At 61.8% G+C, this 26,651-nt stretch carries 32 protein-coding genes and 1 pseudogene; 21 read left to right on the top strand and 12 right to left on the bottom strand.

Features of this window, described 5'->3' with window-relative positions; translation table 11 throughout:
- The first annotated feature begins 16 nt into the window (after positions 1-16).
- From hslV to CH92_RS01205, 3 genes are all read left to right on the top strand, one after another.
- Entirely contained in the window at positions 17-553 is a 537-nt protein-coding gene (gene hslV / locus CH92_RS01215) for an ATP-dependent protease subunit HslV (protein WP_025239980.1), read from the top strand.
- Positions 554-581: 28 nt separating this feature from the next.
- Positions 582-1,925 carry an ATP-dependent protease ATPase subunit HslU gene (gene hslU, locus CH92_RS01210; RefSeq protein WP_025239979.1) on the top strand — a complete coding sequence of 448 codons (1,344 nt, stop codon included), beginning with the start codon at positions 582-584 and terminating at the stop codon, positions 1,923-1,925.
- 77 nt (positions 1,926-2,002) lie between these two features.
- Positions 2,003-2,377: a gamma-butyrobetaine hydroxylase-like domain-containing protein gene (locus tag CH92_RS01205; RefSeq protein WP_025239978.1), complete on the top strand. Its 375-nt coding sequence runs from the start codon at positions 2,003-2,005 to the stop codon at positions 2,375-2,377.
- Between the two features lie 94 nt (positions 2,378-2,471).
- On the opposite strand, the gene CH92_RS01200 is transcribed toward CH92_RS01205, so the two are convergent.
- A complete protein-coding gene (locus CH92_RS01200; RefSeq protein ID WP_025239977.1) occupies positions 2,472-2,750 on the bottom strand; it encodes a polyhydroxyalkanoic acid system family protein in 279 nt (92 codons plus the stop codon).
- A gap of 180 nt (positions 2,751-2,930) precedes the next feature.
- Here CH92_RS01200 and ubiE point away from each other — a divergent pair, with 180 nt between their 5' ends.
- From ubiE to CH92_RS01150, 10 genes are all read left to right on the top strand, one after another.
- On the top strand, positions 2,931-3,701 hold the full coding sequence (gene ubiE, locus CH92_RS01195) for a bifunctional demethylmenaquinone methyltransferase/2-methoxy-6-polyprenyl-1,4-benzoquinol methylase UbiE (RefSeq protein ID WP_025239976.1): 771 nt from the start codon (positions 2,931-2,933) through the stop codon (positions 3,699-3,701).
- Positions 3,701-4,324 (top strand): ubiquinone biosynthesis accessory factor UbiJ, encoded by a 624-nt coding sequence (locus CH92_RS01190; RefSeq protein ID WP_025239975.1) that lies wholly within the window; start codon positions 3,701-3,703, stop codon positions 4,322-4,324. The genes ubiE and CH92_RS01190 overlap by 1 nt, the downstream gene beginning before the upstream one ends.
- Positions 4,321-5,931: a ubiquinone biosynthesis regulatory protein kinase UbiB gene (gene ubiB, locus CH92_RS01185; RefSeq protein ID WP_025239974.1), complete on the top strand. Its 1,611-nt coding sequence runs from the start codon at positions 4,321-4,323 to the stop codon at positions 5,929-5,931. Before CH92_RS01190 ends, ubiB begins: the two co-directional genes overlap by 4 nt.
- Positions 5,932-5,980: 49 nt before the next feature.
- On the top strand, positions 5,981-6,376 hold the full coding sequence (gene hisI / locus CH92_RS01180) for a phosphoribosyl-AMP cyclohydrolase (RefSeq protein WP_025239973.1): 396 nt from the start codon (positions 5,981-5,983) through the stop codon (positions 6,374-6,376).
- Positions 6,369-6,701 (top strand): phosphoribosyl-ATP diphosphatase, encoded by a 333-nt coding sequence (locus tag CH92_RS01175; protein ID WP_025239972.1) that lies wholly within the window; start codon positions 6,369-6,371, stop codon positions 6,699-6,701. Before hisI ends, CH92_RS01175 begins: the two co-directional genes overlap by 8 nt.
- A 22-nt stretch (positions 6,702-6,723) precedes the next feature.
- A complete protein-coding gene (tatA, locus tag CH92_RS01170; RefSeq protein WP_025239971.1) occupies positions 6,724-6,954 on the top strand; it encodes a twin-arginine translocase TatA/TatE family subunit in 231 nt (76 codons plus the stop codon).
- A 6-nt stretch (positions 6,955-6,960) separates the two neighbouring features.
- Positions 6,961-7,350 carry a Sec-independent protein translocase protein TatB gene (gene tatB / locus CH92_RS01165; protein WP_025239970.1) on the top strand — a complete coding sequence of 130 codons (390 nt, stop codon included), beginning with the start codon at positions 6,961-6,963 and terminating at the stop codon, positions 7,348-7,350.
- Positions 7,347-8,150 carry a twin-arginine translocase subunit TatC gene (gene tatC, locus CH92_RS01160; protein WP_025239969.1) on the top strand — a complete coding sequence of 268 codons (804 nt, stop codon included), beginning with the start codon at positions 7,347-7,349 and terminating at the stop codon, positions 8,148-8,150. Before tatB ends, tatC begins: the two co-directional genes overlap by 4 nt.
- Entirely contained in the window at positions 8,147-8,854 is a 708-nt protein-coding gene (locus CH92_RS01155; RefSeq protein ID WP_025239968.1) for a 16S rRNA (uracil(1498)-N(3))-methyltransferase, read from the top strand. The genes tatC and CH92_RS01155 overlap by 4 nt, the downstream gene beginning before the upstream one ends.
- Positions 8,855-8,963: 109 nt before the next feature.
- Positions 8,964-9,383: a UPF0158 family protein gene (locus tag CH92_RS01150; RefSeq protein ID WP_025239967.1), complete on the top strand. Its 420-nt coding sequence runs from the start codon at positions 8,964-8,966 to the stop codon at positions 9,381-9,383.
- Between the two features lie 19 nt (positions 9,384-9,402).
- Here the strand turns inward: CH92_RS01150 and dtd are convergent, their stop codons facing one another.
- Both dtd and pip read right to left on the bottom strand, forming a co-directional pair.
- Complete coding sequence (dtd, locus tag CH92_RS01145; protein ID WP_025239966.1) at positions 9,403-9,840, bottom strand: D-aminoacyl-tRNA deacylase; 438 nt, start codon at positions 9,838-9,840, stop codon at positions 9,403-9,405.
- On the bottom strand, positions 9,840-10,811 hold the full coding sequence (gene pip, locus CH92_RS01140; protein WP_025239965.1) for a prolyl aminopeptidase: 972 nt from the start codon (positions 10,809-10,811) through the stop codon (positions 9,840-9,842). Before pip ends, dtd begins: the two co-directional genes overlap by 1 nt.
- Positions 10,812-10,891: 80 nt before the next feature.
- Between pip and CH92_RS01135 the strand changes: the two genes are divergently transcribed.
- Positions 10,892-11,323 carry a hypothetical protein gene (locus CH92_RS01135; protein ID WP_025239964.1) on the top strand — a complete coding sequence of 144 codons (432 nt, stop codon included), beginning with the start codon at positions 10,892-10,894 and terminating at the stop codon, positions 11,321-11,323.
- Between the two features lie 61 nt (positions 11,324-11,384).
- Here CH92_RS01135 and CH92_RS01130 read toward each other — a convergent pair whose 3' ends face one another.
- The 5 genes from CH92_RS01130 to CH92_RS01110 all read right to left on the bottom strand — a co-directional run bounded on the left by CH92_RS01130 (position 11,385) and on the right by CH92_RS01110 (position 16,583).
- Entirely contained in the window at positions 11,385-11,927 is a 543-nt protein-coding gene (locus CH92_RS01130) for a lipocalin family protein (protein WP_025239963.1), read from the bottom strand.
- Positions 11,928-11,937: 10 nt separating this feature from the next.
- Positions 11,938-12,192, bottom strand: a complete 255-nt coding sequence (locus CH92_RS01125; RefSeq protein ID WP_025239962.1) for a hypothetical protein — start codon at positions 12,190-12,192, stop codon at positions 11,938-11,940.
- A gap of 96 nt (positions 12,193-12,288) precedes the next feature.
- Positions 12,289-12,894: a DUF924 family protein gene (locus tag CH92_RS01120; RefSeq protein ID WP_025239961.1), complete on the bottom strand. Its 606-nt coding sequence runs from the start codon at positions 12,892-12,894 to the stop codon at positions 12,289-12,291.
- 3 nt (positions 12,895-12,897) lie between these two features.
- Positions 12,898-13,908 carry a class 1 fructose-bisphosphatase gene (locus tag CH92_RS01115; RefSeq protein WP_025239960.1) on the bottom strand — a complete coding sequence of 337 codons (1,011 nt, stop codon included), beginning with the start codon at positions 13,906-13,908 and terminating at the stop codon, positions 12,898-12,900.
- Between the two features lie 215 nt (positions 13,909-14,123).
- The gene (locus CH92_RS01110; RefSeq protein ID WP_025239959.1) at positions 14,124-16,583 is read right to left on the bottom strand and encodes a glycogen/starch/alpha-glucan phosphorylase; all 2,460 of its coding nucleotides are present in this window, start codon (positions 16,581-16,583) and stop codon (positions 14,124-14,126) included.
- A 205-nt stretch (positions 16,584-16,788) separates the two neighbouring features.
- Between CH92_RS01110 and CH92_RS01105 the strand changes: the two genes are divergently transcribed.
- The 3 genes from CH92_RS01105 to CH92_RS01095 all read left to right on the top strand — a co-directional run bounded on the left by CH92_RS01105 (position 16,789) and on the right by CH92_RS01095 (position 18,332).
- Complete coding sequence (locus CH92_RS01105; RefSeq protein ID WP_025239958.1) at positions 16,789-17,193, top strand: YkgJ family cysteine cluster protein; 405 nt, start codon at positions 16,789-16,791, stop codon at positions 17,191-17,193.
- A 144-nt stretch (positions 17,194-17,337) separates the two neighbouring features.
- Complete coding sequence (locus CH92_RS01100; protein WP_025239957.1) at positions 17,338-17,790, top strand: thioesterase domain-containing protein; 453 nt, start codon at positions 17,338-17,340, stop codon at positions 17,788-17,790.
- A gap of 281 nt (positions 17,791-18,071) precedes the next feature.
- Positions 18,072-18,332: a hypothetical protein gene (locus tag CH92_RS01095; RefSeq protein ID WP_025239956.1), complete on the top strand. Its 261-nt coding sequence runs from the start codon at positions 18,072-18,074 to the stop codon at positions 18,330-18,332.
- A 23-nt stretch (positions 18,333-18,355) separates the two neighbouring features.
- On the opposite strand, the gene CH92_RS01090 is transcribed toward CH92_RS01095, so the two are convergent.
- Both CH92_RS01090 and glsB read right to left on the bottom strand, forming a co-directional pair.
- Entirely contained in the window at positions 18,356-19,051 is a 696-nt protein-coding gene (locus CH92_RS01090; protein ID WP_025239955.1) for a carbonic anhydrase, read from the bottom strand.
- 125 nt (positions 19,052-19,176) lie between these two features.
- Positions 19,177-20,085: a glutaminase B gene (gene glsB, locus CH92_RS01085; protein WP_025239954.1), complete on the bottom strand. Its 909-nt coding sequence runs from the start codon at positions 20,083-20,085 to the stop codon at positions 19,177-19,179.
- A 161-nt stretch (positions 20,086-20,246) separates the two neighbouring features.
- Here glsB and CH92_RS01080 point away from each other — a divergent pair, with 161 nt between their 5' ends.
- Together CH92_RS01080 and CH92_RS01075 are read left to right on the top strand one after the other, a co-directional pair.
- The gene (locus CH92_RS01080; protein WP_025239953.1) at positions 20,247-20,693 is read left to right on the top strand and encodes a GNAT family N-acetyltransferase; all 447 of its coding nucleotides are present in this window, start codon (positions 20,247-20,249) and stop codon (positions 20,691-20,693) included.
- 238 nt (positions 20,694-20,931) lie between these two features.
- Positions 20,932-21,327 carry a hypothetical protein gene (locus CH92_RS01075; RefSeq protein ID WP_025239952.1) on the top strand — a complete coding sequence of 132 codons (396 nt, stop codon included), beginning with the start codon at positions 20,932-20,934 and terminating at the stop codon, positions 21,325-21,327.
- Positions 21,328-21,464: 137 nt separating this feature from the next.
- On the opposite strand, the gene oadA is transcribed toward CH92_RS01075, so the two are convergent.
- Together oadA and CH92_RS01065 are read right to left on the bottom strand one after the other, a co-directional pair.
- A complete protein-coding gene (oadA, locus tag CH92_RS01070; protein WP_025239951.1) occupies positions 21,465-23,279 on the bottom strand; it encodes a sodium-extruding oxaloacetate decarboxylase subunit alpha in 1,815 nt (604 codons plus the stop codon).
- 10 nt (positions 23,280-23,289) lie between these two features.
- Positions 23,290-24,705 carry an acetyl-CoA carboxylase biotin carboxylase subunit gene (locus CH92_RS01065; RefSeq protein ID WP_025239950.1) on the bottom strand — a complete coding sequence of 472 codons (1,416 nt, stop codon included), beginning with the start codon at positions 24,703-24,705 and terminating at the stop codon, positions 23,290-23,292.
- 208 nt (positions 24,706-24,913) lie between these two features.
- On the opposite strand from CH92_RS01065, the gene CH92_RS01060 reads away from it, so the two are divergent.
- Both CH92_RS01060 and CH92_RS01055 read left to right on the top strand, forming a co-directional pair.
- Positions 24,914-25,858, top strand: a complete 945-nt coding sequence (locus tag CH92_RS01060) for a LysR family transcriptional regulator (RefSeq protein WP_025239949.1) — start codon at positions 24,914-24,916, stop codon at positions 25,856-25,858.
- A 107-nt stretch (positions 25,859-25,965) separates the two neighbouring features.
- Positions 25,966-26,628: pseudogene (locus CH92_RS01055) on the top strand (GntR family transcriptional regulator); the annotation flags it as partial.
- Positions 26,629-26,651: the final 23 nt, after the last annotated feature.

Raw genomic sequence — 26,651 nt, 5'->3', positions numbered from 1 at the left:
GCGTGGAGATTTTCCCTTGACCACCATCGTTTCAGTACGCCGCAACGGCAAAGTCGTCATGGGCGGCGACGGCCAGGTTTCCCTCGGCAATACCGTCATGAAAGGCAACGCCAAGAAGGTTCGTCGCCTGTATCACGGCCAGGTGTTGGCCGGTTTCGCTGGCGCCACCGCCGACGCCTTTACGCTCTTCGAGCGCTTCGAAGGCCAGCTGGAAAAACACCAGGGCCATCTCGTTCGTGCAGCCGTCGAACTGGCCAAGGACTGGCGCACCGACCGTTCGCTCAGCCGTCTGGAAGCCATGCTCGCCGTGGCCAACAAGGACGCCTCGCTGATCATTACCGGTAACGGCGACGTGGTACAGCCTGAGAATGACCTGATCGCCATGGGCTCCGGCGGCGGTTTCGCCCAGGCCGCCGCCATGGCCCTTATGCAGAAAGGCGGCGATGACATGTCCGCCCAGGCCATTGCCGAAACCGCACTGAACATTGCCGGCACCATCTGTGTCTTCACCAACCAGAACCTGACCATCGAGGAGCTCGACAGCGCGATCTGATCGCCCTCGAGCCCCGGAGTACCGCACCATGTCCATGACGCCCCGCGAGATCGTCCACGAACTCAACCGCCACATCATCGGCCAGGACGACGCCAAGCGTGCCGTCGCCATCGCCCTGCGTAACCGCTGGCGGCGCATGCAGCTCTCCGCCGAGCTGCGTCCGGAGGTCACCCCGAAGAATATTCTGATGATCGGCCCGACCGGCGTCGGCAAAACCGAAATCGCCCGCCGCCTGGCCAAACTGGCCAATGCGCCCTTTATCAAGGTGGAAGCGACCAAGTTCACTGAAGTCGGCTATGTGGGGCGTGATGTGGAGTCGATCATTCGTGATCTGGCCGACGCCGCGCTGAAGATGATGCGCGAACAGGAAGTCGGCAAGATGCGCCACCGCGCCGAGGACGCCGCCGAGGAGCGCATCCTTGACGCCCTGCTGCCACAAGCGCGTCCGGTCGGCTTTAGCGAGGAGCCGATTCAAAGCACCGATTCCAACACGCGCCAACTGTTCCGCAAGCGCCTGCGCGAAGGCCAGTTGGACGACAAGGAAATTGATATCGAGGTCGCAGATAACCCGGGCGGCGTGGAAATCATGGCACCGCCGGGCATGGAGGAGATGACCAGCCAGTTGCAGAATCTGTTCTCCAACATGGGCAAGGGCAAGCAGAAGAGCCGCAAGCTGAAGATCAAGGACGCCCTCAAGCTAGTCCGCGACGAGGAAGCCGCGCGCCTGGTCAATGAGGAAGAACTCAAGGCCCGTGCACTGGAAGCGGTGGAGCAGAACGGCATCGTCTTCATCGACGAGATCGACAAGGTCGCCAAGCGCGGCAACACCGGCGGCGCTGACGTATCGCGCGAAGGCGTACAGCGTGATTTGCTGCCGCTCATCGAAGGCAGCACGGTCAACACCAAACTCGGCATGGTCAAGACCGACCACATCCTGTTTATCGCGAGCGGCGCCTTCCACCTCTCCAAGCCCAGCGACTTGGTGCCCGAGCTGCAGGGCCGCCTGCCGATCCGTGTCGAGCTCAAGGCACTGTCGCCGGAAGACTTCGAGCGGATTCTCACCGAACCGCACGCCTCGCTCACCGAGCAGTACCGCGAGCTGCTGAAGACCGAAGGGTTGGGCATCGAATTCACCGAAGACGGCATCAAACGCCTGGCGGAGATTGCCTGGCAGGTCAACGAGAAGACCGAGAACATCGGTGCCCGTCGCCTGCATACGTTGTTGGAGCGTTTGCTGGAGGAGGTCTCGTTCAGCGCCGGCGACCTGGCCGGCCAGCAGAACGGCGAGCCGATCCGCATCGATACCGACTATGTAAACAGCCACCTCGGCGAGCTGGCCGAAGACGAAGACCTGTCGCGGTATATTCTTTAAAAAGCAGCTGAAAAGCGGGAAGCCGTCCGAGCAGGGCAGCTTCCCGCTCCGGCTTCAGCTCCTACGGAGTAGGCTCCATGCGCATCCCCGTTGCGATCAAACTGCACAAGGCTTCGAAGACCCTGGAACTGGAATACGGCACTGAACAACGCTATGTGCTGCCGGCCGAGTTTCTGCGAGTGCATTCGCCTTCAGCCGAAGTCCAGGGCCATGGCAATCCGATCCTGCAAACCGGCAAGATCAATGTCGCACTGGAAGGCATCGAGCCGGCGGGTCAATACGCGCTGAAGCTGATGTTCAGCGATGGCCACGACAGCGGCCTGTATACCTGGGACTACTTGCATCATCTGGCCATCAATCAGCAGCAGCTGTGGGCCGATTACCTCGACGCGCTGGCCACCGCTGGGAAGTCCCGAGATCCAGACATCTCACCGGTGAAGATGATGCTCTGAGGGTTGACCGTAGGGTGGATCACGCTTCATCGATCCACCGGCAGGGTTGCGGTGGATTTTAAAAATCGACATCCACCCTACGTCGAGGCGGGTTTCAGGCTTCCAGCGCCTTGTCCAATGCGCGCTCGATTTGTGCCTGGACACTGCCACCCATCGCCGACAGCAGCAGCCCCAGATTCAGCAGCACCCGAACCCGGCCTTCCTCGACTTCGATGCGCCCGTCGGCACCCCTGCGGCGGACTTCCAGCACATCGCCTCGCCATTCGCAGCGCACGCCATACTCGCTCGCCAGCTTCCCCGCCAGTTGCTCGGCCTTTTCCCGAGCCGCGTCTCGACCAAGGTTATGGGTACGCTCAACGATAATGCGGGCCATGGTGGCTCCTGACTTCGAGCCGAAAAAAAGGGCGTCACTATAACAGCTGCGGTCTTGCCAGCCCGCCAGTGGGAGTGCCCGCCACCCGGCGGTGGCTGCACTGACTTGCCGCTTGCGGCTTCACGCTCGACGTCGCTTTTAGGTTTAGAATGCCGGGCACATTCTTCCGGTGACAGTGACATGACCGATCCCCGCAAAGAGCATGACGCAGAGCCAACCACGCACTTCGGCTACAAGAACGTGCGGGAGAGCGAAAAAGCCCAGAAGGTGGCCGAAGTCTTCCATTCCGTGGCCGCCAAATACGACCTGATGAACGACCTGATGTCCGCTGGCGTGCATCGCCTGTGGAAACGCTTCACCATCGAGCTGTCCGGGGTACGCCACGGTAACCGAGTGCTGGACATCGCCGGCGGTACCGGCGACCTGACGCGGCAATTCTCGCGCATCGTCGGACCGACCGGCGAAGTGGTGCTGGCCGATATCAATGCCTCGATGCTTAAGGTCGGCCGTGACCGCCTGCTCGACAAGGGCGTGGCGGGCAACGTGAAGTTCGTCCAGGCCGATGCCGAGAAGCTGCCCTTCCCGGACAACCACTTCGACGTGGTGACCATCGCCTTCGGCCTGCGCAACGTGACGCACAAGGAAGACGCCATCGCTTCCATGCTGCGCGTGCTCAAGCCCGGCGGCCGGCTGCTGGTGCTGGAGTTTTCCAAGCCCACCAATCAGCTGTTTTCCAAGGCTTACGACGCCTATTCGTTCAGCCTGCTGCCGATGATGGGCAAGCTGATCACCAACGATTCCGAGAGTTACCGCTACCTGGCCGAGTCGATCCGCATGCACCCGGACCAGGAAACCCTCAAGGGCATGATGACTGACGCCGGTTTCGAGCGCGTCACCTATCACAACATGACCGGCGGCATCGTCGCTCTGCACCGCGGTATCAAGCCCTGATGCTGCGCGCAGCCCTACTGGCGGGCGTCGAGCGTGGGATCAACCGTGTGTTGCGCCTGGATCCGACGGCGCTGCCACGCCTGGCCAGGCTCAGCGGGCAGATCATCGAAGTCGACTGTATCGCGCCGGACTGGCGGCTATTCATTCTCGCCGATGCCGAGGGACTGAGACTCGCCGAAGATTGGGGCAGCGAGCCGGACTGCCGCTTGCGCGCCTCGGCCAAGAGCCTGATACGCCTGGCCACCAGCCGCAACAAGACCGCCATCCTGCACGGCCCGGACGTAGAGATCGAAGGTGACAGCGCGCCGCTGATGAATCTCGCCGATGTACTGCAGGACCTTGAGCTGGATTGGGAGTACGAAGTCTCGCGCTGGCTCGGACCGGTCGGTGCTCATCTGCTCGGCAGCAGTGTCCGCGGACAGGCCGCCTGGGCGCGGCAGAGTGGCGAAAGCCTGCGCCAGGATCTGGCTGACTACCTCAGCGAGGAATCACGCGCGCTGGTCGGCCTGGCCGAGGCGGAAACCCGCTTCGCTGAACTTGACCGTCTCAAGCTTGATCTCGACCGCCTCGAAGCCCGGGTCGAGCGGCTCAACCAATCTCTGAAACCAGACCAACCCGAATGAAGCTGTTCGCCGCCGCCCGCCGCTTGTTCCGCATCCTGCTAGTGGTGATTCGCTACCGCCTGGATGACATCATCCTCGACCTGCCGATGCCCTGGTGGCTGCGTGCGACCAGCTATCTGTTGCCCTGGCGCTGGCTGCCGCGCCGGCGCACCGAGCTGTCTCGCGGTGCGCGTCTGCGCCTTGCACTGGAGGGGCTCGGACCGATCTTCATCAAGTTCGGCCAGATTCTCTCGACACGCCGCGACCTGCTGCCACTGGATATCGCCGAAGAGCTGGCGATGCTTCAGGATCGCGTGCCGCCCTTCGACTCGGCGGTGGCGACGGCTCTGATCGAGCGTCAGCTGGGCGCGCCAGTGAGCGAGGTCTTTGCCCGCTTCGACAGCAAGCCGCTGGCGTCCGCCTCGGTCGCCCAGGTTCACGCGGCCAAGCTGCGCAGCGGTGAAGAAGTGGTTGTCAAGGTGGTACGCCCCAACCTGCGGCCCATCATCAGCCAGGACATTGCCTGGCTGTTTCTGCTGGCCAAGACCGCCGAGCGCGCCTCCACCGAGGCCCGCCGGCTGCATCTGGTTGAGGTGGTCGATGATTACGCCAAGACTATCTACGACGAGCTCGACCTGTTGCGCGAAGCCGCCAACGCGAGCCAGCTGAAACGCAATTTCCAGGGCTCACCGCTGCTCTACGTGCCCCAGGTGTATTGGGATCTTTGCCGTCCGCAGGTGCTGGTCATGGAGCGCATCTACGGCGTGCCGGTGACCGACATGAAGCGCCTGGCCGAACAGCGCACCGACATGAAGCAGCTGGCCGAGCGCGGCGTGGAAATTTTCTTCACTCAGGTCTTTCGCGACAGCTTCTTCCATGCCGACATGCACCCCGGCAACATTTTCGTCAGCACCCATCAACCCTGGAATCCTCAGTACATCGCGGTGGATTTCGGCATCGTCGGCAGCCTGACGCCCGAAGACCAGGACTACCTGGCGCGCAACCTGATGGCCTTCTTCCGACGGGACTACCGCAAGGTCGCGCAACTGCACATCGACTCGGGCTGGGTGCCGGCGGAAACCAAGGTCAACGAATTCGAGGCGGCGATTCGTACCGTCTGCGAGCCGATCTTCGAAAAGCCTCTGAAAGACATTTCCTTCGGCCAATTGCTGGTGCGCCTGTTCCAGGTCGCGCGGCGTTTCAACATGGAAGTCCAACCTCAGCTGGTGCTGTTGCAGAAGACGCTGCTCAACATCGAGGGACTCGGCCGCGAGCTGTATCCCGAGCTGGACCTCTGGGCCACCGGCCAGCCGTATCTCGAGCGCTGGATGCGCGAACGCATGAGCCCCAAGCAGTTGCTGAAGAACGCCCAAGCGCAGATCGAGCAGCTGCCGCACCTGGCCGGCATGACGCGCGAGCTGCTCGAACGCATGTCCAATCCCCATGCGAACAACCCGCCGCCGCCATGGCACGAGCATCACCGGCACTGGCCACTGCGCCTTGTCGGTGCCGTGCTGCTGGGCGCAGGTGCAACCTTGGCCGCTGCTGCGGACAGCTTCACCGCCGTCACCACCTGGCCGGCTTGGGTGATGCTGTGCGCCGGCATCTACATCGTGGTGCGCCGATAGCCAGCAGTCGGTGAGGCTGGCACACTTGACGCATTGAGCGGAGAATCCGATGAACTGGCTGGACCAAATCAACTGGAACGAAGACGGCTTGGTGCCGGCCATCGCCCAGGACCATCAGACCGGGCGCATCCTGATGATGGCCTGGATGAATCGCGAGGCGCTGGGTTTGACCGCCGCGGAAAACCGCGCCATCTACTGGTCACGTTCGCGTGGCAAGCTGTGGCGCAAGGGCGAGGAATCCGGCCATGTGCAGAAACTGCACGAACTTCGCCTGGACTGTGATGCGGACGTGATCGTACTGATGGTCGAACAGGTGGGCGGCATTGCCTGCCATACCGGCCGCGAAAGCTGCTTCTACCGGGTCTTCGAGAACGGCGAATGGAAAACCGTCGAGCCGGTCCTCAAGGACCCGCACGCGATCTATGCGGAGCACACACATGAGTGACACCTTCGCCCGTCTGGCCGAGGTGCTGGAAGCCCGCAAGGGCGCCGCTGCGGACAGTTCCTATGTGGCCAGCCTGTATCACAAGGGCCTGAACAAGATTCTCGAGAAGGTCGGCGAGGAATCGGTGGAAACCATCCTGGCCGCCAAAGATGCCGCCATCAGTGGCGATGCCAGCGACCTGATCTACGAAACTGCCGATCTGTGGTTTCACAGCCTGGTGATGCTGGCCGCACTGGATCAGCATCCCCAGGCGGTACTGGACGAGCTGGACCGGCGTTTCGGCCTCTCCGGGCACGCGGAAAAAGCCGCGCGCCCACAATCCTGACATTCAACTGGAGTAACGCAGCATGGGTTTTGGTGGAATCAGCGTCTGGCAACTCCTGATCGTTCTGCTCATCGTGGTCATGCTCTTCGGCACCAAGCGCCTCAAGGGCCTGGGCTCGGACCTCGGCGATGCGATCAAAGGCTTTCGCAAGTCCATGGGCACCGATGAGGAAAAGCCCAGCGTCGAAGAGAAGCAGAACCACACCATCGATGCCGAGGCCCGCAAGGTCGAAGAACCGACGAAGAAGAACTGAACCGCCATGTTCGATATCGGCTTCACCGAACTGCTGCTGATCGGTCTGGTTGCGCTGTTCGTACTCGGCCCGGAACGCTTGCCGGGTGCCGTACGCACCGCCGGTTTGTGGATCGGCCGCGCCAAGCGCAGCTTTGCCAACATCAAGTCCGAGGTCGAACGCGAAATCGGCGCCGACGAGATCCGTCGTCAGCTGCATAACGAGCGCATCCTCGATCTCGAACGGGAAATGAAACAGAGCATCATGCCCAGCTCACCGACCGCCAGCGGCAGCGCCTCTCCGCAATCCGCCACGCCTGCACCGGAGGCGAGCACACTTGATGTGCCGGCGCCCAGCGAAGCCAAACCCGCCGATACGGCCCCCGTACCCCGCCCGGACAGACCCGCTGAGCCATGAGCAATACTTCCAACGATGATCAGGAAATGCCGCTGGTTGCCCACCTGACGGAGCTGCGCAAGCGTCTGTTGCGCTGCGTGGTAGCCATCCTGTTGCTGTTCGGCGGGCTGTTTTATTTCTCCCAGCAAATCTACGCGCTGGTAGCGGCACCCTTGCGAGCCTATCTGCCGGAAGGCGCGACGATGATCGCCACCGGGGTGGCCTCACCCTTTCTGACGCCGTTCAAGCTGACCATGATGGTGGCGCTGTTCCTGTCGATGCCGGTGATCCTGCATCAGATCTGGAGCTTCATCGCGCCGGGGTTGTACAAGCATGAAAAGCGCGTGGCGGTGCCGCTGCTGATCTCCAGCATTTTCCTGTTCTATGGCGGCATGGCCTTCGCCTACTTCGTGGTGTTCCCGATCATGTTCGGCTTCTTTGCCAGCGTGACGCCCGAAGGCGTGGAGATGATGACCGACATTGGTCAATACCTGGATTTCGTGCTGACGCTGTTCTTCGCGTTTGGCGTAGCCTTCGAAATTCCGGTGGCGACCTTTTTGCTGATCTGGGTCGGCATCGTCGATGTCGCCACCCTGCGCAAGAGTCGCCCTTATGTCATCGTCGGCTGCTTCGTGGTCGGCATGGTGCTGACGCCACCAGACGTATTCTCCCAGGCGCTACTCGCGATACCGATGTGGCTGCTGTTCGAGGCCGGGCTGATCTGCGGCAGCATGGTGAAGAAACGCGAGGAAGACTTCCGCGGCGACGCGGAAGACGACGCAGCGCACCGCAGCGACCAGTCGCCCACGCCTCGCCCGTGAACCTGTTACTGCTGGAGGCGGCCGACTTCGTTGCCGCCAATCGCGTGATCCTGCGTGACCGCCGCCTCAAACACATCCAGGACGTACACCGCGCCGAAACAGGCGCAAGTCTGCGGGTCGGCCTGCTTGGCGGTGAGATGGGACAGGGCCGACTGCTGCGCCTGGACGCCGACGAGGCGGAACTGGAAGTCGCGCTGAATCAGCCGCCGCCGTCCAAGCTGCCGATCACCTTGCTGCTGGCATTGCCCAGGCCAAAGATGCTCCGTCGTGTGCTTCAGACCGTCGCCTGCATGGGCGTACCACGACTGGTGCTGCTCAACAGTTATCGAGTGGAGAAGAGTTTCTGGCAGACGCCGTTTCTCGAACCGGAGGCGATTCGTGAACAGTTGCTGCTTGGTTTGGAGCAGGCGCGCGATACGGTGCTGCCGGAGGTGAGCATCGAAAAGCGCTTCAAACCCTTTGTCGAAGATCGCCTGCCGCAAATCGCCGTCGGCACCTGCGGGCTAGTGGGTCATCCGGGTGACTACCCGGACTGTCCGCGCGCCATTTCCGACTCGGTGACGCTGGCGATCGGACCGGAAGGCGGCTGGATACCTTACGAAGTCGACAAATTCACCGAGGCGGGCCTGCAGCCGGTCCAAATGGGTGAGCGCATCCTGCGCGTCGAAACCGCCGTCAGCGCCCTGCTGGCACGCCTGTTCTGATCGACGCTGGCTCTTCTGATCGGCAGAAGCCATGCGACCGATGAACGTAGTGCACCCATCTGGAACATCCGGGTCAGAGCTACTGAACCCCAAAACAGCAGTCACTGCCATGCGACCCTTGACCATAGACGTTCACCGCCTGGAATACGCGCTGGACAGCCGTGACGCCAGCGAGCATTACCTCGACCTGGAATCCGGCCAAATCCTCGCAGTGTTTCCGGGCGAAACCGCACCGGGCACGGACGAGAAGCATGACGTGCAGGAAGATCGCTTTGTGCATATCGAACCTCTTGCGCTCGCGCAATCGATCGCCATGCGTGAAGCATTCCTGTTCACCCAGCACGACCCCAACGCCCATACCGTGCTCAGCCATGCCTTACAGGGACGCAAGCCGTTGCGAACCTTCGATTTCAAACTGGAAGATTTTCCCGAAGTTCGCCAGGCCTGGCTGAATTACCAGACTGTGCAGCTGCGCGAGCATGCGATGAGCTGGCTGCATGAGAACGGCCTGGAACCGTCGAAGCGCTGACCGAACCGCGGCGGGGGTCTCAGCTTTCCAGCATGAAGGTCACCGGCCCATCGTTTTGCAAGTGCACCTGCATGTCGGCACCGAAACGACCGCATGCAACCTGCTGGTGCTGTCGGCGGGCCTGGGCGAGCAGGTATTCATAGAGTTCTTCGCCGAGCTGTGGCGGCGCTGCACTGGAGAAGCTGGGCCGCAGCCCGCTGCGCGTATCGGCTGCCAGGGTGAACTGGGAAACCAGCAGCAGGCCGCCGCCAATGTCGCTCAAGGAGCGATTCATCTTGCCCTGCTCATCGCCGAATACCCGGTAGCGCAACAACTTATGTAACAGCTTGTCAGCGCGGGTCTGGTCATCGTCACGCTGAATGCCGACCAGAACCAGCAGGCCCTGGCCGATGCTGCCAACCACCTCTCCCGCCACCTCGACCCGCGCCTGTCGCACGCGCTGGATCAAGGCTTTCATCAGGCTTCCTCGGGAGGCACGTCGAGCAACCGCTTGGCGATATCCGCGGCAGCCCGGACCAGTGCATCACAGGTGCCGGATTCCGACGCCGAATGCCCCGCCTCACGGATGATCTGCAGCTCGCTGTTGGGCCACGCCTCGTGCAGTTCCCAGGCATTTTCCAGCGGGCAGATGACGTCATAGCGCCCGTGCACGATGATGCCCGGCAAGTGTGCGATCTTGTGCATCTCGCGCAGCAATTGATCGGGCTCGAGAAAGGCGCCGTTGACGAAGTAATGGCATTCAATGCGCGCCATCGCCAGCGCCCGATGGGTGTCGGAGAAGCGATCGACCACCTGGGTGTTGGGTCGCAGCGTAGCGGTGCGGCCCTCCCAGCAGGACCAAGCCTTGGCCGCGTGCATTTGGGCGATCTGATCGGTGCCCGTCAGGCGTCTGTAATAGGCCTGCATCAGATTCCCACGCTCGTCCGGCGGAATCGGCGAAAGGAAGTCCTGCCAGTAATCGGGGAATAGTCGGCTGGCGCCCTCCTGGTAGAACCAGGAAAACTCCTTCGGACGACAGAGAAAGATCCCGCGCAGAATCAATGCATGTACATGCTCGGGATAAGCCTGAGCGTAGGCCAGGGACAGTGTCGAGCCCCAGGAGCCGCCGAACAGCACCCATTTATCGACACCGAGGGATTCACGAATGCGCTCCATATCGGCGATAAGGTGAGCGGTGGTGTTGTTTTCCAGGCTGGCGTGGGGCGTTGAACGGCCACAACCACGCTGATCGAAGGTGATGATGCGGTACAGGTTGGGATCGAAGAAGCGCCGGCTCAGTGCATCACAGCCGCCGCCCGGGCCACCATGAACGAACAGCACGGGCAGCCCCTCCGGTGATCCACTCTCGTCGACGTAAAGCACATGCGGTGATTCAACCGCCAGCTCGTGCCGGGCGTAGGGTTTGATCTCCGGGTACAAGGTCTGCATGGCACACTCCATGGTCGGTGCGCGGGCTCGATGACCCGCCTGACGTTTCCGGCATCATAACGAGGTTCGAGAGGTTCGGCATGCCCCTATGGAAATTAGCCGCAACTGCCGTGGCGCTGGCGCTGCTGCTGGTCGGTTGTGGTCGTGATGATCCCCAAGCCGCACTGGATGCGGCTGCGCAATCACTGCAGGACAGCATAGAGAACAAGGACAACAGCGACCTGATGGCGCGCATTCATCCTGAATTCAGGGCCAATCAACAGCTCGACCGGGATTGGGTGCGGCGCACGTCCAGCTTGATGTTTCTGCGTCATAACAACGTGCGGGTGATCGCGTTGAAACAGCGGAGCTGGATCGACCCTGCCTACACGGACAAGGGCTACAGCGAGGCTCAGGTGGGGCTGACCGGCGCCGAGCGCTGGCTGCCTCAACGCGTCGGTCACTATCAGGTCAGGCTCGAATGGTGGCGGGAAGATGGCGAGTGGCTGTTGGCGCGGCTGCACTGGGAGTAGTCGCGACACGCTTGCCAGCACGCAAAGCGGCGCCGCTCAGCAGGTTTGAGCTCCGGCGCGTTCAGGACGACTCGCCGCGCCAGATCAGCTCACTGACGTCGTAGCCGCGCTTACGGGCTTCATTGAGCAGCGTGTCGCGTATCGCCGAGTCAACTTCCGGTTCTCGCGACAGCAGCCAGAGGTAGTCGCGATCCGGACTGCCCACCAGCGCCACGCGATAGTCATCGTCGAGGTAAAGAATCCAGTAATCGCCCTTGGTCAGCCCCGGAAAGAGATTGCTGAACCAGTTGTCGAAGCGAACCCAGAGCTTATCGGTTTTGCCAGGTTGTTGGGGAGCTGCCTCACCCTCTGCCTGTTGCCATTCGCCATCTGCAGTTTCACAGCGATTGGTCACCGCCACGCGGCCGTCGTCTCGCAGCTCGTAATAGGCCTCGGACCGTACACAGTTACGCTGGAAGAACATCGGTAGACGCGCCAGTTCATACCAGGTCCCCTGGTAGCGCTGCAGGTCTACCTGATCCGTCGTCTCGGGCGCTTCACGGGCGTCCGGGCGTGCGCAGCCGGCGATCAACAAGACACAGCACAACGTCACGACGAGACGCATAGAACGCTCCTTACTTCAGGCCTTGGCCGGAGAACATCATCACCTTGTCGCCGGCGAACTGGACACTGATGAAACTGTTCTTCTGGCCCCAGGTGCAACTGTACATACCCAGCGCGCCAGCGCATTCGCCCGGCTTGCCGAGCAGCTCTTCGACTTCCGAGCGAGGCATACCGGCCTTCAGCTTAGCGAAGTTCTCCTGGGTGACCGGGCTGCAGGCAGCCACCAGCACAACGGCGACGATCAATGACAGATAACGCAACGACATGGCAGATTTCCTTGGATCGGTCGGTGGCTGGCCCTGCTTGGCCACGCCTGTCAAATTAACAGTTCGGAGCGGAACGCGAGACTACGCCGCCACCGCCTAGAAGCGCGAGCCGGGCGCGGCCAGGAATACCTGTTCGGCCTCGGTGGTTTCCCGGCCGAGCACATGATTGCGATGGGGAAAGCGGCCGAATCTGGCAATCACTTCGCGATGACGCACCGCATAGTCGAGAAAATCCGCAAACAGCGCCTGGTCTTCGGACCCAACAAGCCCGTGGAGCATCTGAAACTGCGCGACGGCCTGCTCCTGTACGCGAAGATCCTCCGCATGCTCGAGCACCAGATAGATGAACACCCGCTGAATCGGGGCGAGCAGTACATCGCCGCCATGGGCCATGCCCTCGCGCACCAGCTGCAGGGCGCGCTCGTCTCCGGCGAAGGCGCGCGGCGTCCCGCGATAGATCATGCGGGGCAGCTGGTCGAGCAACAGCACCAGCGCCAACCAGCCATGGGGCGATTCAGCCCAGTCGCCCAGCCCGCCAGACAGCGCTTCATCGACCTGATCGCCGAAGCGTGCACGGGCCTCGGCGTCCTGTTCGGGCTTGTAGCCGAACCACAAGCGGTGTTTTTGCTTGGAAATTTCGCTGACAGTGACGCCCTCGCCGAACCACCAGTTCAGCAATTCCAGCCAGGGCATCTGCTGCATCGATCAGCCCTGGTGATAGCCAGTAGCGCGCTCGACCTCTTCCTTGGAGCCCAGGAATACAGGTACGCGCTGATGCAGGGAGTCAGGCTGGATATCGAGGATGCGCTGGATGCCGTTGGTGGCGGCGCCGCCGGCCTGCTCGATGATGAAGGACATCGGGTTGGCTTCGTACATCAGGCGCAGCTTGCCGGCCTTGCCCGGCTCGCGCGAATCCTTGGGGTACATGAAGACGCCGCCACGGGTCAGGATGCGATGCACATCGGCCACCATCGAGGCGATCCAGCGCATGTTGTAGTTCTTGCCCAGCGGGCCTTCAGCACCGTCCAGCAGCTCGCTGACATAGCGCTGCACCGGTGCTTCCCAGTGGCGCTGATTGGACATGTTGATGGCAAATTCGGCGGTGCTTTCCGGAACGCGGATATTGTCGTGGGTGAGCACGAAGCTGCCCAGTTCGCGGTCCAGGGTGAAACCCATCACGCCGTTGCCCAGGGTCAGCATCAGCATCGTTTGCGGACCATAGATGGCATAGCCGGCAGCCACCTGCTTGGTGCCCGGCTGGAGGAAGGCTTCCTCGCCGAGCGCGTCGTTCTGGCTAAAGCAGTGATCCGGGCAGCGCAGCACCGAAAAGATGGTGCCGACCGACACGTTTACGTCGATGTTGCTCGAGCCATCCAACGGATCGAAGACAAGCAGGTAGGCGCCTTTCGGATACTTGCCGGGAATCTGGTAGGCGTTGTCCATCTCCTCCGACGCCATACCGGCCAGGTGGCCGCCCCACTCGTTGGCTTCGAGCAGAATTTCGTTGGACAGCACGTCGAGTTTCTTCTGCACTTCGCCCTGGATGTTCTCGGTTTCAGTCGAGCCAAGTACGCCGCCCAGCGCGCCTTTGGAAACGGCGTGGCTGATTTCCTTGCACGCTCGGGCCACTACCTCGATAAGAAAACGCAGGTCCGCAGGGGTGTTGTTACAGCGGGTCTGCTCGATCAGGTAGCGACTCAGGGTTACGCGTGACATGAAATGACTCCGGAGGATGGAAAAACCCGCGCAGTTTAGCAGGCCAGGGGGAAACTAACCCTCCTCAGACCCGCCCAGAGGCCGCAGAGTTCAGCGCACCGGCAACGTGCCTGCAGCGTTCTTCAGCCAGCCGCTCTAGCAAGCGCTTTGCTCCTCTGGCAGGGCGAGCGCCTGCAGTGCACGCCGCAGCTTTGCAGGCGCTCGCCCCGTTGCGATCAGAGCACCTTCCAGATTTCCTCAGCGTATTCGCGGATGGTCCGGTCAGACGAGAACCAGCCCGTGCGCGCCGTGTTCAGCACCGCCGAACGCCACCAGCTGTCGGCATCGCGCCAGCGCGCCTCGACGTCCAGCTGTGCCTGCCAGTACGCCTCAAAATCGGCACAGACCATGAACGTGTCGTGCCATTTGAGGCCGTCGATCAACGCCGTGTAACGCGAGGGATCATCCGCAGAGAAGGCACCGTTGCGAATCGCCATCAGCACTTCGTTGAGCCGCGGAGAATCGATGATGGTGGCTTCGGCGTTGTATTCGTTGGCCTGTTTGCGCGCTTCGACCTCTTGGGCGGTCAAGCCGAAAATAAACATGTGCTCGGCACCGATCTGCTCGCACATTTCAACGTTGGCGCCATCGAGCGTGCCGATCGTCAGCGCGCCGTTGAGGGCGAACTTCATGTTGCTGGTGCCGGAGGCTTCGAGTCCCGCGGTGGAAATCTGCTCGGACAGGTCGGCAGCCGGAATGATGCGCTCGGCCAGACTAACGTTGTAGTTGGGCAGGAACACCACCTTGAGCAGGCCGCGCACCGTCGGGTCATCGTTGATGGTCCGCGCGATGTCGTTGGTCAGTTTGATGATCAGCTTGGCCGTGTGGTAACTGGCGGCTGCCTTGCCGGCGAAGATCTTCACACGCGGCACCCAGCTGCCGCCCGGGTCGGAGCGAATTGCCTGATACAGCGCCACGGTATGCAGCAGATTGAGCAGCTGCCGCTTGTATTCGTGGATGCGTTTGACATGAACATCGAACAGCGCATTCGGATCGACACTGATACCCAGCCGCTCCTGAATCATCCGTGCCAACAGCTGTTTGTTGCCCAGTCGCTGGGCGGCGAAGCGGGCGCGAAAGTCCGGCTGATCGGCGAAAGGCTCCAATTGGCGCAGCATGGTTTCTGGCGCGTCGAGCAGCTCCTCGCCGATGTGTTCGACCAGCAATCGGGTCAGCTGTGGATTGGACTGGTACAGCCAGCGGCGGAAGGTGATCCCGTTGGTCTTGTTGCTGATGCGCTTCGGGTACAGCGAATGCAGATCGGTGAATACCGTCTCGCGCATCAATCCGGTGTGCAGCGCCGAGACGCCATTGATGCAATGCGAACCGAGGAATGCCAGGTTGCCCATGCGCACCCGCCGGCCGTGCCCTTCCTCGATCAGCGATACCGAGCGCAGCAGGTCAAGATCGTGCACACCCCGCTCACGCAAGGCATCGAGATGCTGCGCATTGATCAGGTAGATGATCTGCATGTGGCGCGGCAGCAGGCGCTCCATCAGCCCCACCGGCCAGGTTTCCAGGGCTTCCGGCAGCAGGGTGTGGTTGGTATAGGACAGGGTGCCGACGGTCAGCTCCCACGCCTTGCGCCAGGGAATGTCATGCACGTCGACCAACAGCCGCATCAGCTCCGCCACCGCGATGGCCGGGTGGGTGTCGTTGAGCTGGATGGCGGCGAATTCTGGGAGGTTCAGCAGCGTGCCGCGTTGGTCCAGGTGCCGCCGTATCAGATCTTGCAGCGAGGCGGCGACGAAGAAGTATTCCTGGCGCAGGCGCAGCTCTTGGCCGGCTTCGGTACTGTCGGCCGGATACAGCACTCGCGAGATGCTCTCGGCGCGGGCTTCCTCGGCGACGGCCCCAATGTGGTCACCCGCGTTGAAACGTTCCAGATGGAAATCCGCCTCGGCACGGGCTCGCCACAACCGCAGCGTATTGACGCTCGCCCCGCGCCAGCCGACCACCGGCGTGTCATAAGCAATGGCGCGCACGCCCTCGGCCCAGTGCCAGAAATGCTTCGGTTGGTCCGGCCCGGTTGCGTCGTGCGGCATCGCCGTGACGCTGCCGCCAAAGCCGATCAGATAAGTCACTTCGGGGCGTTCGAACTCCCACGGATTACCGAAATTCAGCCAGGTTTCGGTCTGCTCGTGCTGCCAACCGTCGACGATGGCCTGACGAAACAGCCCGTGATCGTAACGAATCCCATAGCCATGCGCCGCGACGCCCAGCGTCGCCATGCTTTCCATGAAGCAGGCCGCCAGCCGCCCCAGGCCGCCGTTGCCCAGCGCAGCATCCGGTTCGGCCATGCGAATGGTCTCGAAATCCACATCGACGCCAGCCAATGCCTCGCGAGCCACGTCCAGCAGCCCCAGGTTGCTCAGGCTATCGGTGAGCAGCCGACCAATGAGAAATTCCAGCGAGAGGTAGTACACCCGCTTCTTGCCTTCGCGATAGCCCTGGCGCGTGCGGTCCATCCACTGATCGATCATACGGTCGCGAGTGGCCAGGGCCACCGCCTCGAACCAGTCATGGTTGGACGCGTTTTCGGGGTCTTTGCCGATCGAGTAGGTCAGCTTGCTGATGATCGCGTTGCGAAAGGCTGCGATTTCATCGGTATTGGGAGCGGACGATTCTTGCGACATGGACAGACCTCATGAATCTGAAAATGGGGATGAAGAATTCATGGCAGCGCTACAGGGCTGCCTCGTAAAAAGGGCAATACAGACAGGTTTGCAGGTTTCCGCTGACTCTGCGTGACCGTTTGTCCGGCGTTCGACTCGTCGGATTCGCTGGAAATTCCACAGGGGGCCGTTATGATCGCGCGCCGCCCTGATCGATACCGCTGCCGTGAAGACAAGATTGATTGCTTCTGCTGACCCCGACCGCCTGGAAACCTGGGCGCGCTACAGCAACGGGCTGTGCCGCGATTGCCATGCGACCTGCTGCACATTGCCGGTCGAGGTGCGCATCGATGACCTGATCCGCCTGGAAGTGGTCGATGCGTTCGAGCGTGACGAACCGCCGAAAAACGTCGCCAAGCGCCTGAGCAAAGCCGGCATCGTCGAGCACTTCAATCAGAAGCATGGCATTTTCACCCTGACCCGACTCGCCAACGGAGACTGCCTCTACCTTGATCGCAAGACACGCTTGTGCACGGTCTATGCCAAACGGCCGGATACCTGTCGCAACCATCCCAGGATCGGGCCGCGCCCCGGTTACTGTGCCTACCAGCAGAAAAGCGCTGTGCGCTGAAGCGCGCTGCCACGTCGCATCCTGACCGTCGAGTGACGCCTGGGAAACCGCAAAAAAAGCGTATGTGGAAACTGGCAATCTCGTGACTCAGCAGTCATGCTTGACGTCTGCCTGTATCTGCAAACGTTTAGGAATCCACCCGGCATGAGCCGCGACAGCCGTTACCTGGAAGCCATTCTGCATCACGATATCCCACTGACCCGGGCGATGGGCCTGCGTGTCGAGCAATGGGAGAATCACGAGTTGCGCCTGAAGGTCCCGCTACAAGCGAACATCAACCACAAGAGCAGCATGTTCGGCGGCAGCTTGTATTGTGCGTCGGTGCTGGCTGGCTGGGGCTGGCTGCATCTGCGCTTGCGAGAGGCCGGAATCGAAGACGGCCACATTGTTATCCACGAAGGTCAGATCGACTATCCGCTGCCGGTCGTGGACGACGCCACCGCGATTTGCTCGGCGCCGGACGATCAGGCCTGGAGTCGCTTCGAAACCATCTACCGTCGGCGTGGCCGCTCCCGCCTCACGCTGACCAGCCGGATACTCGCCGCCGACGGTCGCGATGCCGTGCGTTTTACTGGTCAATTCGTGCTGCATAAGTAGCGCCGCACCACGATCCGCTTGAAATCGGTGCGCCGGCTTGCAGCGCGGCGCTCCAGCATCCCATCGAGCCAGACTGCATAGTCCACTCGCCAGCTTTCTGCATTACCGCAAGCATCGAGCACTTTCGCATAATCTCGCCTGCTCCAGCGGTCGCCTCGAACGCCGTCGAGCTGCGTCGTGGCGGGGTTCGATCCGGTTCAGATCGATAGACTTTCTCGCTTCTAACGAGCCAGGGATTACAGCCGATCGACAGCCTGAGCGAGGAAGAGAACCTGCGCAAATTGCTCAGCGGGCGCATCGTCCTCCGGGCAACAGCCGATCCAGTCTGGCGCTACCACGCCAAACAGCGCGGCGCGGACGGCTTACAGAAGGTGCTGAGTTTCCAACCGACCGATCTTTATCTGGCCTTGAACAAGGACACCCCGGCCGAAGCGGTGAACCGTCTGCAGCAGGCACCGAACGAGGTCATCAGTGAAGGGTACGCCCGCTGCAGCGAGACGCCGGATCTCCGCGACCTGATCCGCGACCGCAAGGCGCCGTAGAGGCGCCTTGCGTCGAAAAGCCGTCAAACGTAGCGCGACTTGGGCGTAGCCATCGGCAGCGGGCCATCGCCAATCAGGCGAAACTCACCGCGCGACGCATCGTAGGCACGAATTTCGCTGGTGCCGATGTTGTACACCCAGCCGTGAATGAACAGGTCGCCACTGGCGAGCCGCGCCGCGACCGAGGGATGGGTGCGCAGGTGATCGAGCTGCGCCAGTACGTTTTCCTCGGTCAGGATGCCCAAGGTGTTGTGATCGGCGCAGCCACAATTGGCCTCCACCACCGTGCGCGCCACCTCGGCATGCCGCAACCAGGTTCTCACGGTCGGCATCTTGTCCAGGCTGGACGGATTCAGCACCGCTTTCATCGCACCGCAGTCTGAGTGCCCGCAGACAATGATGTGATGAACCCCGAGGGCCATGACGGCGAACTCGATGGCGGTCGATACGCCCCCGTTCATGACCCCGTAAGGCGGCACGATATTGCCGACGTTACGCGTGACGAACAGGTCGCCTGGCGAGCTCTGGGTGATCAGCTCCGGCAGGATGCGCGAGTCCGCGCAGGTGATGAACATCGCGCGCGGCGTCTGCTCGTTGGCCAGCTTGCTGAACAGCTCGCGCTGCTGCGGATAGACATCTTCGCGGAACTGCATAACCCCCGCGATCAGATTATCGAGCGCCTCCTGCGCCGTTTCGGTCGTCTTGTCTTCGAGACTCATGGCGATCTCTCTTTATTTATGGTTGATGGATACGTTGCACGCTTAAGGCCAGCCCCTCGATGGGTGACAGACCGTAACGCAACCGGGGCCCTGCCCCGGCTGATGAATCGAATCGCGACCGGCCCTCAGAAGATTGACCAGCCGATGCGCTGCGACAGCTTCTCCAGCGCCGCCATGCCGATCAGCGAGTTGCCGGCCTGGTTCAGCTCAGGCGACCAGACGCAGACGGTGAAGCGCCCCGGCACCACCGCGACGATGCCACCACCGACACCGCTTTTACCGGGCAAGCCGACACGGTAGGCGAAGTTGCCGGCCTCGTCATACAGGCCGCTGGTGGCCATGATGGCATTGACCTGCTTGACCTGCCGCGGGCTCAGCACCGGCGCGCCGCCCTCCGGGCACGCTCCGGCGCGGGCGAGAAAGCCGAACGCTCGGGCCAGGTCGATGCAGCTCATGCGCAACGCGCAGTGATGAAAATAGCTACGCAGCACCGCCTCGACATCGTTGTGGAAGTTGCCGAATGCCTGCATCAGGTAGGCCATCGCTGCGTTGCGCGCCCGGTGCTGATACTCCGAATCGGCGACCCGCGTATCGGAGACGATCTGCGGATTGCCGGACAGGTGCCTGACGAAGTCGCGCATGGACAGCGCCGGCACGGCGAAGCGCGACTGGTTGATGTCGCAGATCACCAGCGCGCCGGCGTTGATGAAGGGGTTGCGTGGCCGGCCGCGCTCGAACTCAAGTTGCACCAGCGAATTGAACGGCTGGCCGGACGGCTCGTGGCCCAGCCGCTCCCACAGAAACTCGCCACCATGCTGAATCGCCTGCACCAGGCTGAATACCTTGGAAATACTCTGGATCGAAAACGGCGTACTGGCATCGCCCGCGTGGTAGATCTCGCCGGACGCGCTGCAAACGGCGATACCCAGCTGATCGGCCGGCACGTCCGCCAGCGCGGGGATGTAGTCCGCTACCTTGCCCTGACCGAGCAGCGGGCGGACTTCATCGAGTATCTCGTTCAACAGGTTTTGCATACAGGGTTCCATGGGTGAAAAGTCGCGGCACACCAGTGAATTGGCGCGCAGGCTCATTGCGTCTTAGGCTACAGACGCCAGGCAGCCGATGATCATCACAGTCAATGCCAGACCTGCCGCAGGCCATTCAGTGTCCCGATCACACCAGATGGAAAACCACCATGTCGCCTCTCCAAATTCGCCCCGTAACATCCGATGATCATGATGCCTGGCTGACGCTCTGGCAGGGTTATCTGCACTTCTACCAGAGCGAAATGCCAGCCCAGACCAGCGCCAGCACCTGGCAGCGCTTCCTCGAACCCACCGAACCCACCCATGCCGCACTGGCCTGGCTGGACGGGCAGGCGATCGGCCTGGTGCAGTGGATCTTCCATCGCTCCAACTGGACCGTGGAAGACAGCTGCTACCTTCAGGATCTGTTCGTCAGCCCGGGGCTGCGCGGCACCGGCGTCGGACGTCGCCTGATCGAGCATGTCTATGCCCAGGCCCGTGCTGCCGGCAGCTCGAAGGTGCATTGGCTGACTCACGAGAGCAACCACACCGGCATGCAGCTGTACGATCGCATCGCCGAGCGTTCCGGCTTTCTGCAGTACCGTCATGTGCTTTGACCCGGAAAGCCAAGCCACCTGACCCTTCCAAACACCCCCACAGCAAGATCGAGGCCCAGAGCGCGGGCAGCGCTACATCGAGCCGGTACCGCTAGACAACAAGGCAGCCTCGACGGTGGCTTTGCAATGCGCCGTTCAGCGCCACGACTTCGCCATCATCCTTGGCCGGGGGTATAGTGCCGCCCGCTTTACAGGGCACGGTGTGTGCCCTGGGCATCATCACAAGGACTGAATCGATATGTTGTTGAAACGTGCAGCGAGCCTGTTGGCACTCGCTATCTTCCTCAGCGGTTGCTCCACCGCGACTTATTTCAAGCTGCCGGAACACAGCCAGGTGTCCGTCTATGAGCGACCGCAACAATACTCCCAGGGCCTGGTCAAGACCCGTCCGTTCTTCTGGACCGCCGCTGGCGGCATTCCCTACACGCTCAGCAATGATCAAGGCGAACTGCTGCAGCAAGGCAAACTGCGTGCGCGCTTTCGCGTCGCGTCGATCTTCTGGCCACCCGGCGGCATCATCTATTGGCCGATGGGCTTCGGTCAGCGCTGCTATGACCTGACCGGCGCCGAACCGCTGACCTGCACCCAAGGCGATCTGATGGAACTGCGCAAGCAAACCCGCCTGAAGCGCTGAGTTGCCCCTACACCGCGATCTGCTTGATCAGAACAGCGTCGGCGATCCGGTGCTTCGCCGGTATCTCCCGTATCGTTCGATGATCAGCAGAACGCGAGCAAAAAAAGGGAGCCTTGCGGCTCCCCAAGGGACATCTGTCAGGCCTCGATCTCGATCAGCAGATCGCCGGGGGTGACCCGGTCGCCCTTGGCCACATGCACGGCCTTCACCGTACCGGCTATGGGTGCCTGAATCTCGGTTTCCATCTTCATCGCTTCGCTGATCAGCACCGCCTGCCCAGCCTTGACCACGTCGCCAACCTTGACCAGCACATCGACCACGTTACCGGGCATGCTGGTGCTGACGTCGCCAGGCGCGCTGGCCTGCTTGCGCTTGCTGCCGCCCTCGCCGACGAAGTTGTTCAACGGCTCGAATACCACTTCCTCCGGCATGCCGTCGATGGAGAGGAAGAAGTGCCGCTTGCCCTCACCCTTGACGCCCACACCGGTGATATCGACGCGGTAGCTTTCGCCGTGCACGTCGATGACGAATTCGGTCGGCACGCCCTCGCCGGTCGCGGCGCTTACCGCGCTGCCATCCGGAATAGGCAACAGCACTTCCGGTTGCAGGGTGCCGGCCTCGCGCTCCTCGAGGAATTTGCGGCCGATATCGGGGAACATGGCATAGGTCAGCACGTCCTCTTCGCTATGGGCCAGCGCACCGATGTCCTGGCGCAGCTTGTCCAGCTCCGGCTTGATCAGGTCCGCCGGGCGGACCTCGATGATCTCTTCACCACCGATGGCCTGGCGCTGCAGCTTGGCATCGATAGTGCCCGGCGCCTTGCCGTAACGGCCCTGCAGGTAGAGCTTCACTTCATTGGTGATGGTCTTGTAGCGCTCACCGGCCAGCACATTGAAGAACGCCTGGGTGCCGACGATTTGCGAGGTCGGCGTCACCAGCGGCGGGTAGCCCAGATCCTTGCGCACGCGTGGGATCTCGGCGAGCACTTCGTCCATGCGGTTGAGCGCGCCCTGCTCCTTGAGCTGGTTGGCCAGGTTGGAAATCATCCCGCCGGGCACCTGATTGACCTGTACCCGGGTATCGACGCCGGTGAAGTCGCTTTCGAACTGGTGGTACTTCTTGCGCACCGCATAGAAGTACAAGCCGATCTCCTGGATCAGCTCCAGATCGAGGCCCGTGTCATACGGCGTGCCGCGCAGCGCGGCGACCATCGACTCGGTGCCCGGATGGCTGGTGCCCCAGGCCATGGATGAAATCGCCGTATCGATGTGGTCGGCGCCGTTCTCGATGGCCTTGAGCTGACACATGCTGGCCACGCCGGCGGTGTCGTGCGAGTGGATGAACACCGGCAGATCCACCTCGGCTTTCAGCGCGCGCACCAGATCGCCGGTGGCAAAGGGGGTCAGCAGACCCGCCATGTCCTTGATGGCGATCGAATCGACACCCATGTCGCGCATGGTCTTGGCCTGCTCGACGAAGAGCTCGACGGTGTGCACCGGGCTCGTCGTGTAGGCGATAGTGCCCTGGGCGTGCTTGCCGGTCTTCTTCACGGCCTTGATGGCGGTTTCCAGGTTCCGCACGTCGTTCATCGCGTCGAAGATACGGAACACGTCAATGCCGTTGTCCGCCGCCTTGGCGCAGAACGCCTCGACCACGTCGTCGGCGTAGTGGCGGTAACCCAGCAGGTTCTGTCCGCGCAACAGCATCTGCAGGCGAGTATTGGGCAACGCGGCCTTGAGCTGGCGCAGACGCTCCCAGGGGTCTTCCTTGAGGAAGCGCACGCAGGCATCGAACGTCGCGCCACCCCACACTTCGAGCGACCAATAGCCGACGCGGTCGAGCTTCTCGCAGATCGGCAGCATGTCTTCGGTGCGCATGCGGGTCGCGATCAGCGACTGATGGGCATCGCGCAGGATGGTGTCGGTAACGGTGATTTTCTTCTGAGCAGTCATGGTTCGTTCCTCACAGGCCTGCGTGGGCGGCGATGGCGGCGGCGATGGCCAGGGCCAGTTCGCTCGGCTTGCGCTTGATCGAGTAAGTCATCAATTCCGGATGGTTGTCGACGAAGCTGGTGTTGAACTGCCCGCTGCGAAAATCCGGGTTTTCAAGAATCTTCTGGTAGTAGAAGGCGGTGGTTTTCACACCCTGCACACGCATGTCGTCCAGCGCGCGCGAACCCCGCGCCAATGCCTCTTCCCAGGTCAACGCCCAGACGATCAGCTTCAAGCACATTGAGTCGTAGTACGGCGGGATGGTGTAACCGGTGTAAATCGCCGTATCGGTGCGCACGCCCGGGCCGCCCGGCGCGTAATAGCGGGTGATCTTGCCGAAACAGGGCAGGAAATTGTTGCGCGGGTCCTCGGCGTTGATGCGGAACTGCAGGGCGAAGCCGCGATATTGGATGTCCTCCTGCTTGACCGAGAGCGGCAGGCCGGAGGCGATGCGGATCTGCTCGCGGACGATGTCGATGCCGGTGATTTCCTCGGTGATGGTGTGCTCCACCTGCACCCGAGTGTTCATCTCCATGAAGTACACCTCGCCATCGGCGAGCAGAAACTCCACGGTACCGGCGTTCTCGTAGCCCACCGCCTTGGCCGCCCGCACCGCCAGGTCGCCGATGTAGGCGCGCTGTTCCGGGGTCAGCTGCGGGCTGGGGGCGATCTCGATGAGTTTCTGGTTGCGCCGCTGGATCGAGCAGTCGCGCTCGAACAGGTGCACGGTATTGCCCAAGGAGTCGGCGAGGATCTGCGCCTCGATGTGCTTGGGCTCGACGATGCATTTTTCAAGAAACACGTCGGCCGAGCCGAACGCCTTGGTCGCCTCGGAGATGACCCGCGGATAGGCCTGGGCCAGTTCGTCTCGCGAATTGCAGCGGCGGATACCGCGACCACCGCCACCCGAAGTGGCCTTGAGCATCACCGGATAGCCGATGCCATCAGCCGCGGCCAGCGCTTCTTCGACATCCGCTACGTTGCCTTCGGTGCCAGGGGTGACCGGCACACCCGCCTTGATCATGCTGCGCCGCGCTTCGGTCTTGTCGCCCATGCGGCGAATCACTTCGGCACTGGGACCCACGAAGCGAATACCGCGCTCGGCGCATATTTCCGCCAGTTCGGCGTTCTCGGAAAGGAAACCATAACCGGGGTGCAAGGCATCGCAGCCGGTCTCTACAGCCAGATTCACCAGCTTGCGCGGGTTCAGGTAACCCGCCAGCGGATCTTCGCCAATGAAATAGGCCTCGTCGGCACGTTTGACGTGCAGCGCATGGCGATCGGGCTCGGCAAATACCGCCACCGAGCGCACGCCCATTTCTGCGCAAGCCCGCACGATGCGGACGGCAATTTCCCCGCGGTTGGCGATCAGCAGCTTCTTGATCACGCTTCGTCCCTCGGATCAGTGAGCAGGCAGTCCCGTGTCGGACCGTGTGATAACGCCGCTTCAGGCGATGTTTTTTACCCTACCCTTTACGCAGCAATTACCGAAAATGAATAATTGTTTGGCTAAGCATAAGTTTTAACTTATATAGCGCCGTCGAATAGCGTCATCGGCGACCGATATCCGCAAAACGAGACCCGCTAGAGGCCCCATGAGAAAGTCATTGATGCGCATGACATTGCGCCAGCTGCGCGTGTTCCGGGCGGTCTGCGACAACCATTCCTACAGCCGTGCGGCTGAACAGATGGCCCTGACCCAGCCCGCTGTCAGCCTGCAGATTCGTCAGCTGGAGGAGCTGCTGGGCCAGCCGCTGTTCGAGTATTCCGGCAAAAAGCTGTATTTGACCGAAGCCGCCGAAGCGCTCAGACGCACCAGCGAAGACATATTCGGCAGGCTGGAAAGCCTCGACATGCAATTGTCGACCTTGCAAGGCTCGTTGCAGGGCCGACTGAAATTGGCGGTGGAATCGAGCGCCATGTACTTCGCTCCCCACCTGTTCGCGTCGTTTCGTCAGCTGCACCCTGAAGTCAGCCTGCAGCTCGTGGTGGTCAATCACGCTCAGGCAATCCACCGGTTGAACGCCAACCGCGACGACCTGCTACTGATCTCCCAAGTGCCGACGGACATGGACCTGGAATTCCTGCCCTTCCTGGACAACGCCATCGTTGCCGTCGCGCCAGCGGACCATCCACTGTGCAGCAGGGCGGCGCTGACACTGCAGGACCTCACCGCCTGGCCCTTGCTGATCCGCGAGCCCGGCTCCGGCACCCGGCGCGCCACGGAGCGTTACTGCGATCAGAAACGTGCGCATTTCGACCAGACCATGGAACTCGGCTCGATGGAAGCACAGCGTGAAGCCGTGCTGGCCGGACTCGGCCTGGCGCTGCTGCCTAGGCACGCGGTACTCCGCGAACTAAAGATCGGCGCGCTTCGCGAGTTACCCGTCGAAGAACTGCCGCTGATGCGCAGCTGGTGCCTGGTGCACCCGCGTGGAAAATACCTGTCACCCGTGGCACAGACCTTCTTTGCCTTCGCCCGTACCGAGCGGCAACGGATCAACGCGCTGGAGCGGCGCTTCAGCGCAGGCGAACAGTAGGGTTCGGCGAGGCTGCTGACGGCGCTCGGCCCTTTGTCGGAAAAGGTGAAGCGGATTTACGTATACGATATTCTCTGGCCCATCCCCTGTTCATTAGAGTCATCGCTGTGCCGCTCAACTCCTTCAACGCACCGAACCTCGGTATCGTCCCCTCGGCTTCCGAAGTGATTGCCAAGCATCTGCGTGAGGCGATTATCAGCGGTCAGTTCGCCGAGGGAGAGCCAGTGCGCCAGGATGACGTGGCGCGGCTGTTCAATGTCAGCAAAATACCGGTACGTGAAGCGCTCAAGCGCCTGGAAGCTGAAGGATTGGTGTCATTCCAGCGCAACAAGGGTGCCGTGGTAACGGTACTGACCGAGCCGGAGCTGGCGCAAATATTCGAAGTGCGGGTGCTGCTGGAAACTCAGATCATCCGGCTCGCTGTGCCCAACATGAGCGAAGCCACCTTTGCCGAGGCCGAGTCGATCTGTGCCGAATTCGTGCACGAAGACAATGCGGCGCGCTGGGCCGAGCTGAACTGGGCCTTTCACGCCTGCCTCTACGGACCGGCGCAACGGCCGTTCATGATGCAGATGATCCGCTCCATCCATGACAAGGTCGAGCGCTACCTGCGGGTACAGATGAGCATTCATGAAGGCAAACACGGTGCTGATCTGGAACATCGCGAAATCCTCCGCGCCTGTCGCAGCGGCGACGTGGATCTGTGTGCGGAACTGATCGAACGTCACATCATTGGTGTGTGTCGGGCGCTGTTCGAGCATCTGCCTCACGGCCATCGCTGGGCCGGTATCGA

The organism is Stutzerimonas stutzeri (assembly GCF_000590475.1).
GTDB lineage: Bacteria > Pseudomonadota > Gammaproteobacteria > Pseudomonadales > Pseudomonadaceae > Stutzerimonas > Stutzerimonas stutzeri_D.
This window is presented reverse-complemented; position numbering and strand designations above follow the sequence as displayed.

Excerpts from the sequence above, each read along its gene's own strand:
- hslU (WP_025239979.1), top strand. The coding sequence starts at position 582 with ATGTCCATGACGCCCCGCGAGATCGTCCACGAACTCAACCGCCACATC.
- CH92_RS01205 (WP_025239978.1), top strand. The coding sequence starts at position 2,003 with ATGCGCATCCCCGTTGCGATCAAACTGCACAAGGCTTCGAAGACCCTG.
- CH92_RS01200 (WP_025239977.1), bottom strand. The coding sequence starts at position 2,750 with ATGGCCCGCATTATCGTTGAGCGTACCCATAACCTTGGTCGAGACGCG.
- ubiE (WP_025239976.1), top strand. The coding sequence starts at position 2,931 with ATGACCGATCCCCGCAAAGAGCATGACGCAGAGCCAACCACGCACTTC.
- CH92_RS01190 (WP_025239975.1), top strand. The coding sequence starts at position 3,701 with ATGCTGCGCGCAGCCCTACTGGCGGGCGTCGAGCGTGGGATCAACCGT.
- ubiB (WP_025239974.1), top strand. The coding sequence starts at position 4,321 with ATGAAGCTGTTCGCCGCCGCCCGCCGCTTGTTCCGCATCCTGCTAGTG.
- hisI (WP_025239973.1), top strand. The coding sequence starts at position 5,981 with ATGAACTGGCTGGACCAAATCAACTGGAACGAAGACGGCTTGGTGCCG.
- CH92_RS01175 (WP_025239972.1), top strand. The coding sequence starts at position 6,369 with ATGAGTGACACCTTCGCCCGTCTGGCCGAGGTGCTGGAAGCCCGCAAG.
- tatA (WP_025239971.1), top strand. The coding sequence starts at position 6,724 with ATGGGTTTTGGTGGAATCAGCGTCTGGCAACTCCTGATCGTTCTGCTC.
- tatB (WP_025239970.1), top strand. The coding sequence starts at position 6,961 with ATGTTCGATATCGGCTTCACCGAACTGCTGCTGATCGGTCTGGTTGCG.
- tatC (WP_025239969.1), top strand. The coding sequence starts at position 7,347 with ATGAGCAATACTTCCAACGATGATCAGGAAATGCCGCTGGTTGCCCAC.
- CH92_RS01150 (WP_025239967.1), top strand. The coding sequence starts at position 8,964 with ATGCGACCCTTGACCATAGACGTTCACCGCCTGGAATACGCGCTGGAC.
- dtd (WP_025239966.1), bottom strand. The coding sequence starts at position 9,840 with ATGAAAGCCTTGATCCAGCGCGTGCGACAGGCGCGGGTCGAGGTGGCG.
- pip (WP_025239965.1), bottom strand. The coding sequence starts at position 10,811 with ATGCAGACCTTGTACCCGGAGATCAAACCCTACGCCCGGCACGAGCTG.
- CH92_RS01135 (WP_025239964.1), top strand. The coding sequence starts at position 10,892 with ATGCCCCTATGGAAATTAGCCGCAACTGCCGTGGCGCTGGCGCTGCTG.
- CH92_RS01130 (WP_025239963.1), bottom strand. The coding sequence starts at position 11,927 with ATGCGTCTCGTCGTGACGTTGTGCTGTGTCTTGTTGATCGCCGGCTGC.
- CH92_RS01125 (WP_025239962.1), bottom strand. The coding sequence starts at position 12,192 with ATGTCGTTGCGTTATCTGTCATTGATCGTCGCCGTTGTGCTGGTGGCT.
- CH92_RS01120 (WP_025239961.1), bottom strand. The coding sequence starts at position 12,894 with ATGCAGCAGATGCCCTGGCTGGAATTGCTGAACTGGTGGTTCGGCGAG.
- CH92_RS01115 (WP_025239960.1), bottom strand. The coding sequence starts at position 13,908 with ATGTCACGCGTAACCCTGAGTCGCTACCTGATCGAGCAGACCCGCTGT.
- CH92_RS01110 (WP_025239959.1), bottom strand. The coding sequence starts at position 16,583 with ATGTCGCAAGAATCGTCCGCTCCCAATACCGATGAAATCGCAGCCTTT.
- CH92_RS01100 (WP_025239957.1), top strand. The coding sequence starts at position 17,338 with ATGAGCCGCGACAGCCGTTACCTGGAAGCCATTCTGCATCACGATATC.
- CH92_RS01090 (WP_025239955.1), bottom strand. The coding sequence starts at position 19,051 with ATGAGTCTCGAAGACAAGACGACCGAAACGGCGCAGGAGGCGCTCGAT.
- glsB (WP_025239954.1), bottom strand. The coding sequence starts at position 20,085 with ATGCAAAACCTGTTGAACGAGATACTCGATGAAGTCCGCCCGCTGCTC.
- CH92_RS01080 (WP_025239953.1), top strand. The coding sequence starts at position 20,247 with ATGTCGCCTCTCCAAATTCGCCCCGTAACATCCGATGATCATGATGCC.
- CH92_RS01075 (WP_025239952.1), top strand. The coding sequence starts at position 20,932 with ATGTTGTTGAAACGTGCAGCGAGCCTGTTGGCACTCGCTATCTTCCTC.
- oadA (WP_025239951.1), bottom strand. The coding sequence starts at position 23,279 with ATGACTGCTCAGAAGAAAATCACCGTTACCGACACCATCCTGCGCGAT.
- CH92_RS01060 (WP_025239949.1), top strand. The coding sequence starts at position 24,914 with ATGAGAAAGTCATTGATGCGCATGACATTGCGCCAGCTGCGCGTGTTC.